Origin of the sequence: Streptomyces sp. NPDC006739, from assembly GCF_042869815.1 — a bacterium.
Lineage (GTDB): Bacteria > Actinomycetota > Actinomycetes > Streptomycetales > Streptomycetaceae > Streptomyces.
In genome coordinates, this window is sequence record NZ_JBIAGM010000005.1 from 454073 (window position 1) to 466907 (window position 12835).

Sequence of the window (12835 nt, forward strand, 5' to 3'; positions counted from 1 at the left end):
TCGTCCGAGGGCCCCTCGCGCGGCCGGCCCTACGACGCCGGGCAGTCGGGCACGGACGTGTCGACGTCATGGGTGTACGGGCCGGAGACGGGGTCGCCGTTGAGGAAGGTGTTGGCGACCGCGAAGTAGCCGCCGGACCACGGGGGACTGGCGATGAGGTACCAGTAGCCGCCGGGGCTCGCCGAGCCGATGGCCGGGTCGTACACCTTGCAGGTGACCGTCACCGTGACGAGGTAGCCGAGGTGCGGGCCCGCGCCGGACGCCGAGGTGTGGTTGGCGAAGGTGTCGGCGCCATGGCGGTTGCCCTCCGTCTCGGCCCGCCCGGTGCGGCGCGGCGGGGCGGAGGTGCCGCTCCCGCTCCCGCCCGGCGTCGGTGACGTGCCGGTTCCGCCGTGGCGCGGCCCGGTCGTCCGGCCGCCGCCCGTGGTGCCGGACGGTCCCGGCCCGGGGCCGGCACCGGGGCCGGTGGCACGGGCCGGGCCGGACGGCGGCCGGGCAGCGGCCGTCGACGCGGTCGTCGAGGCGGTCGACGTGGGGGTGCCCGACGGCGACCCGGTGGACGAGGCGGACGCGCTGGAGGTGTTCCGCGCCCGAGGGCCGGTGTCCGTGGCCGTCGGTGCCCGGGTTCCGGTGTGCGTCCGGGTCGGTGTCGCGGTGCTCCGGCCGGGGCCGGGCAGCACCAGCGCGGTGGGCCGGTGCTCCGGCTGGGTCAGGAACCACGTCAGCGACAGCGCGGCGCCCAGCGACACCAGCACCGCCCCGACGGCCACCAGGACACGCCGGCCGCGCCGGTCCGGGAGGCCGCGCCGGAACGCCCTCCGGGGCCGTGCGGTGCCCGGTCGGCGGGTGAGTGCCACCGGGGGCAGCTCGTACGACTCTCCGCGCCCGTCCTCCTCGTCCACGAAGTTCCCGTTCGTGAAGTTCCGGTCCATGAAGCTCCCCCCTTCCCCGACGGCCGGTCTCAGCAGACGGGGACCGACCAGTCCGTGTTGTGCGTGTACGGCGTCTTCCCGGGCGTGTCGCCGTTCCAGAAGGTGTTGGCCACCGCGTAGTAGGTGCCGCTCCACGGGCTCGACGCGATGCGGTACCACCAGCCGTCCGGGTTGGCGCTGGCGATCTGCGGCGCGTAGACGCGGCAGGCGACCGTCACCGTGCTCATCGCCGGGACCCGGGGGCCCTCGCCGGACGCGTTGTACGGATCCGTGAACGTCGGCGAGCCGTGCGAGCCGGACTGCTCCTGCCGGCCGCCGGAACCTCCGGGCGGCCGCGTGGCCGGATCCGACACGGGCGGCCTGGACACCGGCGGGTCCGACACGGAAGGGGCCGCCGAGGTGGTGGGAGCCGTGGCCGTGGGTGACGGCGGGGGCGGCGGCGCGCTCGTGGTGGCGGGCGGCGGCGGACTGCCGGGCGGTGTCGTTCCGGTGCTCACGGTCGGCGCGGGCGGCACGCTGCCGCCCAGGCCGGGCGGGTCGACGCAGCGCGGGGTGGCGATCTGCCCGGCGACGTACGGCGCGTCGACGAAGCCGTAGTAGTCGCCGCGCGGGTCGTGGACCTGGACGTAGAACCACTTGTCGCTGGGGACGTGGGCGTACGCGGGCGGCTCGCTCGTCGTCCAGCACTTCATCGTCACACCGGTGCCGTTGGGCACGTACGCCCTGATACCGCACCGCGGACCGCCGCCCACGGTCGGACAGTTGCGTACGTTCGTCGGCCCGCTGTCGCCGGAGTCCGTCGTGCTGACCCGGCCGGTCGACCACAGGGCGCGGTGGTCGGCGCCGTAGACGACGGCGTTGGCGTCGGACTGCACCACGATGCGGGCTCCGGGGTGCCCGGCGGTGCCGCTGGCCCACAGCGGGTGCCCGTCGGGCGCGTAGACCACGAGATTGCCGTCGTTCTGCATGACCGCTCGCGCGCCCGGATGCCCGCCGGTGCCGCTGCTCCAGATCGGCTCCACGTGCTCGCCCACCAGGATGCCGCCGGCCGCGTTGCCGCCGCCGAAGTACGCGTTGCCGTAGCGGTCGTTCACCTCCTGGTAGATCGGTGAGACCCCGAACAGGGAGTTCTCCACCAGGTCGCCGTCCGTGCCCATGCGCAGCTCGTAGTCGCCGTCCGCCGACAGCAGCGACTCGCCGGCCGCCAGCACCTGACCGCCGGGCAGCGTGGTGCTCGCCGCGTCCGCCACATGCAGCTGCGAGGCGACGGCACCGGCCGCGCCGAGCACGACGAGTGCCGCGGTGATCACTGTCGTACGGCGTCGACGCATGCCGCTCGACTCCTTCCGGTTCGTGAGGTTCATGAAGCGCACCGGGGGACCTTCGGGTCGATGTCGTGGCTGCCGCCCTGTTCGCCGACCGGATCCCCGTTCGCGAAGGTGTTCGCCGGGGCGTACAGGCCCTTCCAGGCGCCGCCGCCGATCAGGTAGAACGCGTTGACCGACGCCATGCCGGAGGCGTCGGCCGTCCAGCAGGACACCGGCACGGACGTGTTGAACGGGATGCTCTCCTTCGCGGCGGTGGCGCCGCGGGGGTTGGCGAAGACGGGCACGCCGTTGTGGTTGTCGGCGATCTCGACGGTGGTGCGGCCAGGGCCGGTCGTGGTGGTCGGCGTCGCGGTCGGGCTGGTGGTCGGGTCGGCGGTCGGGCCGTCGGTGGCGCTGGTGGGCGGGCTGCTGGTGGCCGGGCCGCCGCCGTCGTCGCCGTTCTGCAACAACGGGGGCAGCACGGCGGCGAGGATCCCGCAGACTCCGCCGATCAGGGCGACGGTGATCGTCACGGAGAAGCGCCGGCGCCTGGGCCCGGGCCCGTCACCCGAGCCGTCGGAGCCGCCCGAGTCGCCGGAGTCGTCCGGGTCGTCCGGTTCGTCCGGGGCGCCGGACGCCCGGGAGGCGTCCGGTTCCGCGGCCGGCACCCGGGGCGCCCTCGGTGCACCGGGCGCACTGGGGGTACCCGGCGCCCGCGTGGCTCTGGGCGTCCGCGTGGCACCGGGCGTCAAGGGAGCCGCCGACGCCGGGGTCAGCCCCGCCGCCTCCAGGTCGACGCGGAGCTTCTCCAGGTCCGCCGGAAGGGCTCCCGGCACGGTGAGCCAGGCGCCGGCGCGGAACGCCTTGGCGGGAGCGTCCACCACCACCTCGATGAACCGGCCCGGGTCGCCCGCGAGCCGTCTGGCGACGATCCTGCGGTAGGTGTCCTCGTCGGTGATGAGTGAGACACACGCCTCGGGCAGCACGGTCAGCGCCCTGCGGCACGCCTCGGAGTCCACCAGCCGGGCGAGCAGGACGGGCGCGGTCCCGGCCCGGGCGTTCCCGACGGCCTCCGAATACCCGTCGACGACGGCCAGCCGCAGCTGGATCCGCGCCTCGGCGGTGCGGGTGCCGTTGACCGCGAGCAGCTCCTCGTGCAGCGTCGACGGGTAGGTGGACAGCATGGCGCGCGGCGGGGTGTCGCGCGGCCAGACCGACTGCTGTCCGTCACCCGTGGACCGGTGGAGCGCGCCGGGGTAGTCGAGACCGGCGTGCAGCGCGGAGCGCTCCCTGACCGGTTCCATCGTGTGCAGGATGTAGGCCTGCTCGTCGTCGAAATAGGCCTGGCCGTAGCCACGGATGTCGTCGAGGGAGTGGAATCGCGACTGCGAAAAGCTGTCGGAGGGAATGGTCACGTGGCTCTCCCGGGAGTTCACGTGCGCGCCTTCGGCCGTGGCGGGGCGCGACTCACCAATGGGTGAGAGCAGTATTGGCGCGCGCTGGGCGGATCGTTGAGGCACCCGTCAAATGGCGGACCGGGCAGGCCGGTCGGGGCGCGGGGTGGGGTGAGTGGCGAGGTGTGCCGGGGAGGTCAGACGCCGACGCCGGCCCTGGGATAGGCCAGGGCCCGCAGCCCCTCCATGTCCAGCACCGTGACGCGGCCCCGGCCCTCGCCTATCAGCTTCCGGTCGCGCAGCGCGCCGATCGCGCGTTCCGCGGTCCGGGTGCTCACGCCGATGAGCGTCCCCCACTCCACCTGGGTGAGGTCGACGCCGATGACGATGCTCCGGCCGTACGCGGTCGTCCCGTGGTCGTCGGCCATCTCGGTGAGCACGCGCGCGAGCCGTACATGGGGCTCGACCCCGCCGTAGTCGACGCGGCGACGGGTCGAGGTGCGCAGCTTCTCGGCCACGGCCGTGCCCAGCTGGAGCAGGGCAGGGGGCGACGACGCGAGGATGCCGACGAAGTCCTGCCGGGTCACCCGCACGGCCCGCACCGGCGTGTTCCCGCACGCGGTGACGGTCGCCGAGCGCGGTTTGCGGTCCAGTGCGGCCAGTTCGCCGACGATGTCGCCGCCCACGCGGACGGCGAGCAGCGCGTCACCGCCGCGAGGCAGCCGTCCGGTGACCTTCACACAGGAGGACAGCAGGAGGAAGACGTCGGTCTCCGTGCCGCCCTCGACGGCCAGCGGCTGCGTCCGGTGGAACTCCATCAGCTCGCCGGCCCGGCTCAACTCGCCCAGCAGGTGCGGTTCCAGGCGTGACAGGAAGCTGTGGGCCGGCCAGCCGGGCCGCGCGGCACGCGTCATCGCGTAGGAGTCGTTCACGTCCCCGTTGTCCGTGTATGACCGTATCATGCGCGTCCCCCCGCCTTGGCGCACGAATATCGGTACTATTGTGCATTTTTGATCTTCTCGTGTCTCCGGATTGACGGAACAACTCGCTCAGCGGGTATGGCGGGCCACCGCCGTGCGCAGGGCCGTGCGCAGTCGCTCGGGCGGCGGCGGGCCGTCGGGTACGGCGCTGGCGGTGACCGTCTCGGCGACCGCGCGCAACTTGGTGTTGGTCAGTTGGGAGGTCTCCCGCAGGATGTCCCACGCCTGGTCGGAGGTGCAGCCATGGGTGGCCATGAGGACGCCCCGGGCCTGGTCGATCACCGGGCGCGAGACGATCGCGTGCCGGAGCTGCTCGATCTCCAGCCGCAGGCAGCGCAGTTGCTCGGCGCGTTCCAGCGCCACCGCGGAGGCGGTGCCGGCGGGGGCGGTGTCGGCGCCGGCGTCGATTCCGGCCAGTTCCAGGATGCGGCGGGGCTGGCCCTGCCAGCCCGTGACCGTGATCCGTACACCGTGGCGGTCGGCGTACTCGTCGAGCAGGTCCAGGAACGCCAGCCCCGCCGTGTCCATGAAGGCCACGTCCGTCATGTCCAGCTCGATCCGGCCGACGCCCGCCGGAAGGCCGTCCAGGGTCCGGGCCAGGGTGTCCGCACAGCCGTGCACCAGTTCGCCGTAGGCGGCGAGCATGGCCCGGTCCTCCTCCCCGTGGCAATCGATGACCAGGGAGTTCAGCCGCCCGGTGAACGGTGCTCGTGCCGCTGAGGTCATGTCCCCGCCCTGTAAGTACCCGACAGTCGATGGTCCGGACTCGCCGTTCGCCTGCCCCTTCGGCAGCGGCCTACACACGGCGGGAATGACCCAACCCCCGGCGGGGAAAAAGGGATATCCGACGGGTGATCGGCAGGGGGTGCGGTGGGGCGTGGGGGACCCCGGCATACTGGTCGTCCGTGTAAACGACCAGCCGACCACCTGGGAGACGGCGTGAGTGTCCCGGAGCCGGTGCCGCAAGTGCCGCGACTCGAGGTGTACCCGCTGCCCGGACGGACGGGGGTCCGGGCAGCGGGCGAGGTGAGCCTGGCCACGCGCGGGATCTGGGAACGCGTGCTGGAGAGGGCCGTTGGTGAGGGTGAGGACGTGTACTGCTTGGAGCTCTCCGCGGTGACGTTCGTCGACGTCGCCGGCGCCGGCGCGCTCGTGTCCGCCGCCCGGCGCCTCGACGGCGGCCGGCGGATCCTGCTGTTCCGGCCGCCGCCCACCCTGCCGCGCATACTGGACCTGCTGTGGCCCGGTCTCCCGGCGATCGAGGTGTCGATGTCATGACCGCGGCCGCCAACTCCGCCAACCCCGTCGACCCCTTCGTTCATCCGGCGCTCTTCTACGCCGACGCCCACGAGTACCTGGCGGGCACCGTCCCCTTCGTCCGGGCCGGACTCGCCGCCGGCGAGCCCGTCGCGGTCGCCGTGCCCGGCGAGAACCTGCGGCTCATCCAGGACGAACTGGGCGCCGACGCCGAGTCGGTACGGTTCCTGGACATGCGGGAGGCCGGCCGCAACCCCGGTCGCATCATCCCCGGCGTGCTGCGGGCCTTCGCCGACACCCAGCCGCCGGGCCGGCGCGTACGGATCATCGGCGAACCGATCTGGGCGGGCCGCAGCACCGCCGAGTACCCGGCCTGCGTCCAGCACGAGGCGCTGATCAACGCCGCGTTCCAGGGCCGCGAGGCGACCATCCTGTGCCCGTACGACACCGTCCGCCTCGACCCCCGTGTCCTCGCCGACGCGCACGCCACCCACCCGACCGTCATCCCCGCCGGCGCCGTGGCGGAGCACGTCAGCGACGCCTACGCCCCCGAGCACGTCGTCGCCCGCTACAACGAGCCGCTCCCGCCGCCGGTCCCCGACGTCCTGTCCTTCTCCTTCGACGCGGACTCCCTCTCCACCGCCCGCCACCTCGCCACCGACGAGGGCGCCCGGCTCGGCCTGTCCGGCATCCGGCTGGAGGACCTGGCCCTGATCACCGCAGAGCTGACCACCAACAGCGTGGTGCACGGCGGCGGTTCGGGCTCCCTGCGGGTGTGGGCCGAGGACGGCCACGTGCTGTGCGAGGTCCGCGACAAGGGACGCCTGACCGATCCCCTGGCCGGCCGCCGCCCGGCCGAACGGGACCAGCGGGGCGGCCGGGGCCTGCTGCTGGTGAACCTGCTGGCGGATCTGGTGCGGGTGCACACCGGGCAGGACGGCACGACCATCCGGGCCTACCTGGGACGGTGACCGGGGCGTGCCGGCGTGTGCCGCGCCACCGGCTCGGGCGCGGGCACCGGGACCACCCCGCCCAGCAGGTCCCGCATGCCCGCGTGGACCACGGGCAGCACGGCGGCCGGAAGGCTGCGGTGGCCGGTGACGCCGATCCTGGTCGCGACGGTCATGGGGACACCCTCTCAGAGCGGGGTCCGCCGGGGAGCGCCGTCGCGGTGCTCGCCTCAGGCCGCCAGCGGGTCCAGGACCAGGGGCGCGATCCTGCCCTCCAGCATCGCGCCCATGCCCTGGACGGCGCACACGTCGGGGCGCTCGGCGATGTGCACGGGGATGCCGGTCGCCTGGCGGAGCATCTGGTCCAGGCCGGGCAGCAGGGCGGAGCCGCCGACCATCATGAGCCCGCGCTCGGCGACGTCGGCCACCAGGTCGGGCGGGCAGTCCCGCAGCACCTTGCCGATGCCGTCGAGGACGGCCGTCAGCGGGGTCTGGATGGCGTCGCGCACGGCGGCCGTGTCGACCTCGACGGAACGCGGGAGGCCGGTGACGACGTCCCGGCCGTGGATCTGGGTGGAGGAGGGACCCTGCGGGCTGAGGCCGTTGCCGGACAGGGCCACCTGCAGGGGGCGTACCGACTGGCTGGGCAGTATCAGCTTGTGCCGGTGCCGCAGGTGCTGCACGATCGCGTGGTCGACGGCCTCGCCGCCGACCGGGATCCGCTCCGCGTTGACGATCGACCCGAGGGAGAGGACGGCCACCTGGGTGGCCGCCGCACCACACACCATGATCATGGTGGCCTCGGGCTGCTCGACCGGCAGATCGCAGCCGACGGCGGCCGCGATGAGGGTGTCCACCAGCTCCACGCGCCGCGCCCCGAGCCCGACCAGCGTCTCGATCGTCGCCCGCTGGGCCAGCGGGTCCGCGTCGTGCGGGGTGCAGGCCGCCGCGCGCAGCCGGGGCCTGCGGCGCAGACTGCGGCGGAGCCTGTCGCCGAGCAGGTGGCGCAGCATGCGCTGGGCCATCTCGATGTCGACCACCGTGCCGCCGGAGACGGGCCGTACGACCCGGATGTAGCCCGGCGTCCGGCCGGTCATCCGCTCCGCCAGCTCACCGACCGCGATGAGCGCCCCGGTCCGCGTGTTCACGGCGCCGACGGAGGGCTGGTCGACGACGAGACCCGTGCCCTTGACGTAGACCCGGGTGCGCGCCGCTCCCAGGTCCACGGCGAAGTGACAGCGTCGCAACCGCTCCAGGCTGACGTTCACGGCAGATCCTCCCGAGTGCGGGGCTTTACCTCTGCATCCTGCGCGGGACGCGGGGGTCGGCGCCTTCTGGAGGGGGCCGGGCGGGGTGCCGCTGAATGGGGGGCCGCGGGCGGGCGGGAACGCTCAGCCCGCGTTCCCCGGCGGCCTCGCCCCGGGCGCGGACCGTGGTTCCGACGCCCAGCTCAGCCGTACGACCAGTTGTCCCTCGGCGGCGCCCTTGGCGATGACCGCCCCGGCCTCGGCGGTCAGCTTCACGCCGAACTCCAGCTCCACGGCGTCGGGGCGCAGGGTGCCGTCCCGGAAGACCCGCAGCGCGGACTGGGCCGCCGCGCGCACCCCGTCCAGGGCGCCCTCGAAGGTGCGGGCGGTCAGCGCGGCCGTTCCGCCGGCCTGTCCGGGCGGCCTGTCGTCGCGTGAGACGAGCCGGGAGCCGGACGGCCCGTCCACGCTCTCCACGACGACGACGGCGCCCTCCTCGGTCGTGAACTCCACCAGCCTGTTCATGCTTCCGCCCGCCCCCCGTGCTCGACCTCGGACCAACTCCCCTGCAGCGGCTCATTGTTCACGATGCCCCGGACCACCCCCAGTTCCACCAGGTCCTGCGGCCGGATGCGCAGGTGCCCGGCCGTCGCCTCGGCCTGCCCGGGCGGCCGCTTCAGGATGGCCGCCGCCAGTTCCGGGGCGATCACCGAGAAGTAACTGTCCGCGGTGGCCCAGGTGCTGCCGGGCGCGGCCAGTGCCAGCGCCCCGCCCGAGCCGCCCTCCCCGATGACCAGCGTGGTGACGGGCGTCCGGGCGGCGGCCACGGCCCCGAACAGCTCCGCGATCGCCGCGCCCGCGCCCTGCCGCTCCGCCTCGGCGTCGTTGGCCGCGCCCGGTGTGTCCACGAGGGTCAGCACCGGGATGCCCAGCCGGTCCGCCAGCCGGACCAGGCGGGCGGCGGTGCGGTAGCCCGCCGGGCGGGTCGCGGCACCGGTCTGCGCGGCGTAGGCGACCGTACGGCCCCGATGCTCGCCGAAGCCGCACAGCATCCCGTCGGGATCGGTACCGCCGCAGCGGTCACCGCTGATCGCCACCCGGGCGGTGAAGTAGGCGTCCAGGTAGGCGCGCGCCCGGGGCCGCCGGTCCGAGCGGGCCCGCAGGACGGCGTCCCACCCGGTGTCCGGCAGCCCCTCGGCACCGAGACCACCGGGAACCGGCGCGGGTTCCGCCCCGGGGGAGTCCGGGGAGGGCCCCCGCACCACTCCGGGGGCGGCCGGTGCCTGCAAGACCCCGGCCTCCCTCGTCGCCCCGCCCGTCAGCAGTCTCAGCCACAACCCCAGCACCCCCCGCAGCTGAGCCGCGGACACCACCGCGTCGGCCGCGCCCGCGGCCACCTGGGACTCGGCCGTGTAGGCGGCCGGGTCGGCGTCGGCCGGCCGCACCCGGGAGCCGGCGAAGCCGACCTGGGCGCCGGGCAGGGCGAGGATCACGTCGGCGCCGGCGCCCAGGGTGGCCCAGCCGCCGCCGGTCGTGGGGTCCCGCAGCACGGCGATCTGCGGCAGGCCCGCCTCCCGGGTGAGCGCCGACTGCCGGGCCACCCGCTGGAGTTGGGTCAGCGCGAGCATGCCCTCCTGCATCCGGCTGCCGCCCGTGGCGATCAGGGGGACGACGGGGAGGCGGTGGGCGCGGGCGTACCCGTACGCGGCCTCCAGCCGGTCGCCGGTGCGCTCGCCGAGCGAGCCGCCCAGGAAGCCGAACTCGAAGGCGATCAGTACCGCCCGGGTGCCCTCGACGCTCGCGGTGCCGCACACCACGGACTCGGTCTCACCGGTGCGCTCGGCGGCGCGGGCGCGCGAGGCGTCGTAGCCCGGCCAGGCGAGCGGGCCGTCGGGCCCGGACTCCCGCACCGGACGCGGGAGTTCGGCGAAGGTGGCGTCGTCGGCGACCAGGTCCAGTATCCGCCGGGCCGACAGCCGCTCGGGCGTCCCGGGCCGTCCAGGTTGTTCAGGCATCGCCCAGCGCCCGCTTCATGATCTTCCCCATGTCGTTGCGGGGCAGCGCGTCCAGGTAGCGGACGACACGCGGGCGCTTGTGCGGGGCGAGACGGCGGGCCACATGGTCCGCCAACTCGTCGGCGGACGGGCGGGCCTCGGGGTCCGCCGGGACGACCCAGGCCACGATCCGCTCGCCCAGGTCCGGGTCGGGCTCACCGGTCACCGCCGCCTCCCGCACCCCCGGGTGCTCCAGCAGCGCGTTCTCGATCTCGCCCGCCCCGATCTTGTAACCGCCGCTCTTGATCAGGTCGGTGGCCTTGCGGCCGACGATGCGGACACAGCCGTCGGCCTCGCGCACCGCCATGTCACCGGTGCGGAACCAGCCGTCGGCGGTGAACGCGGCGGCGGTGGCGTCGGGCCGGTTGAGGTACTCGGTGAACAGGTTCGGGCCGCGCACCTGGATCTCGCCGACGGTCTCCCCGTCGCGGGCCGCCACCTCCGTGCCGTCCTCCTCCACCAGCCGCAGGTCGACACCCGGCAACGGCACGCCGACCGTGCCCGCGCGGGCCTCGCCGTCGGCACGGACGCTCGTGTTCATCAGCGTCTCGGTCATGCCGTACCGCTCGATCACCCGGCGCCCGGTGGCCGCCGCGATCCGCTCGTGGTCGTGCACCGGCAGCGCCGCCGAACCGGAGACCAGCAGCCGGGCCCGGCCGAGCGCCTCGGCCAGCTCCGGGTCCTCGGGCAGCGCCTCGGCGATGCGGTGGTACATCGTCGGCACCCCGAACACCATGGTCGCGCCCGCGTTCAACTCCCGTGCCACACCCCGGGTGTCGAAGCGTCCGAGGTGCCGCACCGAGCCGCCGCGCCTGAGCGGGCCGAGGATGCCCAGCACCAGCCCGTGCACATGGAACAGCGGCAGCCCGTGCACGAGGACGTCGTCCCCGGTCCACTGCCAGGCGTCGGCGAGCGCGTCCAGGGTCGTGGCGACGGCCCGGCGCGGGATGACGGCACCCTTGGGCGGGCCGGTGGTGCCGGACGTGTAGACGACCAGCGCCGCGTCGCCCTCGGCGGCGCGCTCCTCGGGGGCCCGGCCGGTGCCGCGCGCGTCGACGTCGACATCGATGCGGGTCAAGTCGCCCAGCGTGGCGGGCAGTTCGGTGCCGGGGGCGGCCAGGACCGCCGAGGGGGCGCTGTCGGAGAGGATGTGGGCGAGTTCCTTCTCGCCGGACTTCGGGTTCAGCGGCACCGCGGCCACCCCGGCGAGCAGCGCGCCCACCACGCCGACCGCGGTCTCCAGTTGCGGGGTCGCCCACACGGCGACCCGGCCCGCGTCCCGGACCCGGGCGGCGACCGCACCGGCCGCCGCCGCCAGTTCGCCGTAGCTGAGCGACCGTTCGCCGAACCGCAGGGCGACCTGCTCGCCCGAACCGCCCGTCAGGGCCGGAAAGAGGGAGGACACGCGGCGCACTCCTTTGCTGTCGGGGACGACAGCACCCTTCCTACACCAGCCTCCTCCTCAGACCGCCACCACGTCCGCGACGACGCAGCTGACGTTGTCCGGGCCGCCGGCCTCGTTCGCCTCGTCGACCAGCGCGCGGACCGCCTCGTCGGGGGTGGCGGGAGCGGACAGCAGCCCCTGGATCCGCTCCTCGGCCACGACCCCGGTCAGACCGTCGGAGCACAGCAGATACCGGTCGCCGGGGAGCGCGTCGTGCAGCTTCAGGTCCGGTGCGGCGGTCGTGCCGGCGGTCGTGCCGGCGCCCAGCGCCTTCAGGAGCAGGGCGCGCTGCGGATGGGCGGCCGCCTCCTCCGGGGTCAGCCGGCCCTCGTCGATCATCGACTGGACCACGGTGTGGTCATGGGTGATCCGGAACAGGCCCCCCTCGCGCAGCAGATACGCGCGCGAGTCCCCGATGTGCACGAGCGCCAGCCGCGACCCCGTCCACAGCAGCGCGGTCAGCGTGGTGCCGACCTCCTCGCTGCCCGCCGCCACGTCCCGGACCGCCTGGCTCGCGCCCTGTACGGCGTCCTCCAGCAGATTGAGGACGCTGCCGGCGGCCGGTTCCGTGTTCTCCAGGAACTTCAGCGCCTCCACGGCGGCACTGCTCGCGTGCGCCCCCGCGGGCCCGCACCCGTCGGCCACGGCGAGCAGCCGCGCGCCCGCGTACGCGGTGTCCTGGTTGGCGGGCCGTACGCGCCCGGTGTCGGAGTGGGCGGAGTACCGCAGTTCCAGCATGGTGGTGTCCTTCCTCGATTCCCCGGTCAGGTGGTCGACGAGGAACGCGGCGAGATCCCGTCGTACGGCCGTCTCCGCCTCGACCCGCGCCCAGTGGGCGCGGATCTCCCGCGCGGCGGCCCGGGGCGGCAGGGCGCACACCTCCCGGATGCCGGCCAGCGGCATCCCGAGCCGCCGCAGCCAGGCCACCAGCCGGGCCCGCTCCAGCTGCCCGGCCGCGTAGTAGCGGTAACCGGTGTCGGGGTCGACGCGGGCCGGCCGCAGCAGGTCCAGCTCGTCGTAGAGCCGCAGCGCCTTCGGCGACAGCCGGCAGGCCCTGGCGAAGGCCCCGATGGTGAGCATCTCCGTACGCATCTCGCGCTCCTCGCTTCCGTCACCGATGCTGGGGCTTCACCAAAGGTGAAGGTCAACGGCCTGTCCGGGTCGGCCGGACGATTGCTAGTGCTGTGACCGGAAAGGTTTGCCGAGAAGCTCGCGGCGTCCGGTGCGGTGCATCGCAAGGCGGAGCGTCGCCCGCGTACTGGATGTACTC

13 protein-coding genes are annotated in these 12835 nt (G+C 74.4%); 2 read left to right on the plus strand and 11 right to left on the minus strand.

Annotation, left to right across the window (positions count from 1 at the left end; genetic code table 11):
• Positions 1 to 29: 29 nt before the first annotated feature.
• The 5 genes from ACFYMM_RS14395 to ACFYMM_RS14415 all read right to left on the minus strand — a co-directional run bounded on the left by ACFYMM_RS14395 (position 30) and on the right by ACFYMM_RS14415 (position 5339).
• Positions 30 to 932, minus strand: coding sequence for a hypothetical protein (locus ACFYMM_RS14395; protein WP_388386204.1), 903 nt, complete (start codon positions 930 to 932; stop codon positions 30 to 32).
• A 29-nt stretch (positions 933 to 961) separates the two neighbouring features.
• Complete coding sequence (locus ACFYMM_RS14400) at positions 962 to 2263, minus strand: hypothetical protein (protein WP_388386205.1); 1302 nt, start codon at positions 2261 to 2263, stop codon at positions 962 to 964.
• Positions 2264 to 2292: 29 nt separating this feature from the next.
• On the minus strand, positions 2293 to 3654 hold the full coding sequence (locus tag ACFYMM_RS14405) for a hypothetical protein (RefSeq protein ID WP_388386206.1): 1362 nt from the start codon (positions 3652 to 3654) through the stop codon (positions 2293 to 2295).
• 176 nt (positions 3655 to 3830) lie between these two features.
• Positions 3831 to 4595, minus strand: coding sequence for a Crp/Fnr family transcriptional regulator (locus ACFYMM_RS14410; protein ID WP_388386207.1), 765 nt, complete (start codon positions 4593 to 4595; stop codon positions 3831 to 3833).
• 87 nt (positions 4596 to 4682) lie between these two features.
• Positions 4683 to 5339, minus strand: coding sequence for an ANTAR domain-containing response regulator (locus ACFYMM_RS14415; protein WP_388386208.1), 657 nt, complete (start codon positions 5337 to 5339; stop codon positions 4683 to 4685).
• Between the two features lie 213 nt (positions 5340 to 5552).
• Between ACFYMM_RS14415 and ACFYMM_RS14420 the strand changes: the two genes are divergently transcribed.
• Both ACFYMM_RS14420 and ACFYMM_RS14425 read left to right on the plus strand, forming a co-directional pair.
• A complete protein-coding gene (locus tag ACFYMM_RS14420) occupies positions 5553 to 5891 on the plus strand; it encodes an STAS domain-containing protein (RefSeq protein ID WP_388386209.1) in 339 nt (112 codons plus the stop codon).
• Entirely contained in the window at positions 5888 to 6841 is a 954-nt protein-coding gene (locus tag ACFYMM_RS14425) for an anti-sigma factor RsbA family regulatory protein (protein WP_388386210.1), read from the plus strand. Before ACFYMM_RS14420 ends, ACFYMM_RS14425 begins: the two co-directional genes overlap by 4 nt.
• On the opposite strand, the gene ACFYMM_RS14430 is transcribed toward ACFYMM_RS14425, so the two are convergent.
• The 6 genes from ACFYMM_RS14430 to ACFYMM_RS14455 all read right to left on the minus strand — a co-directional run bounded on the left by ACFYMM_RS14430 (position 6826) and on the right by ACFYMM_RS14455 (position 12657).
• Positions 6826 to 6996 (minus strand): hypothetical protein, encoded by a 171-nt coding sequence (locus ACFYMM_RS14430; protein ID WP_388386211.1) that lies wholly within the window; start codon positions 6994 to 6996, stop codon positions 6826 to 6828. The two genes, ACFYMM_RS14425 and ACFYMM_RS14430, sit on opposite strands and share 16 nt — an antisense overlap.
• Before the next feature lie 54 nt (positions 6997 to 7050).
• The gene (locus ACFYMM_RS14435) at positions 7051 to 8088 is read right to left on the minus strand and encodes a rod shape-determining protein (protein ID WP_388386212.1); all 1038 of its coding nucleotides are present in this window, start codon (positions 8086 to 8088) and stop codon (positions 7051 to 7053) included.
• A 123-nt stretch (positions 8089 to 8211) separates the two neighbouring features.
• Positions 8212 to 8592 (minus strand): CU044_2847 family protein, encoded by a 381-nt coding sequence (locus ACFYMM_RS14440; protein ID WP_388386213.1) that lies wholly within the window; start codon positions 8590 to 8592, stop codon positions 8212 to 8214.
• Entirely contained in the window at positions 8589 to 10082 is a 1494-nt protein-coding gene (locus ACFYMM_RS14445; RefSeq protein ID WP_388386214.1) for a carboxyl transferase domain-containing protein, read from the minus strand. The genes ACFYMM_RS14440 and ACFYMM_RS14445 overlap by 4 nt, the downstream gene beginning before the upstream one ends.
• A complete protein-coding gene (locus tag ACFYMM_RS14450) occupies positions 10075 to 11526 on the minus strand; it encodes an acyl-CoA synthetase (protein ID WP_388386215.1) in 1452 nt (483 codons plus the stop codon). The genes ACFYMM_RS14445 and ACFYMM_RS14450 overlap by 8 nt, the downstream gene beginning before the upstream one ends.
• 57 nt (positions 11527 to 11583) lie before the next feature.
• On the minus strand, positions 11584 to 12657 hold the full coding sequence (locus ACFYMM_RS14455) for a MerR family transcriptional regulator (RefSeq protein WP_388386216.1): 1074 nt from the start codon (positions 12655 to 12657) through the stop codon (positions 11584 to 11586).
• Between the last annotated feature and the right edge of the window lie 178 nt (positions 12658 to 12835).

Coding starts and splice junctions, on each gene's coding strand:
- ACFYMM_RS14455 (WP_388386216.1), bottom strand. CDS start 12,657: ATGCGTACGGAGATGCTCACCATCGGGGCCTTCGCCAGGGCCTGCCGG.
- ACFYMM_RS14430 (WP_388386211.1), bottom strand. CDS start 6,996: ATGACCGTCGCGACCAGGATCGGCGTCACCGGCCACCGCAGCCTTCCG.
- ACFYMM_RS14425 (WP_388386210.1), top strand. CDS start 5,888: ATGACCGCGGCCGCCAACTCCGCCAACCCCGTCGACCCCTTCGTTCAT.
- ACFYMM_RS14415 (WP_388386208.1), bottom strand. CDS start 5,339: ATGACCTCAGCGGCACGAGCACCGTTCACCGGGCGGCTGAACTCCCTG.
- ACFYMM_RS14400 (WP_388386205.1), bottom strand. CDS start 2,263: ATGCGTCGACGCCGTACGACAGTGATCACCGCGGCACTCGTCGTGCTC.
- ACFYMM_RS14395 (WP_388386204.1), bottom strand. CDS start 932: ATGGACCGGAACTTCACGAACGGGAACTTCGTGGACGAGGAGGACGGG.
- ACFYMM_RS14410 (WP_388386207.1), bottom strand. CDS start 4,595: ATGATACGGTCATACACGGACAACGGGGACGTGAACGACTCCTACGCG.
- ACFYMM_RS14440 (WP_388386213.1), bottom strand. CDS start 8,592: ATGAACAGGCTGGTGGAGTTCACGACCGAGGAGGGCGCCGTCGTCGTC.
- ACFYMM_RS14445 (WP_388386214.1), bottom strand. CDS start 10,082: ATGCCTGAACAACCTGGACGGCCCGGGACGCCCGAGCGGCTGTCGGCC.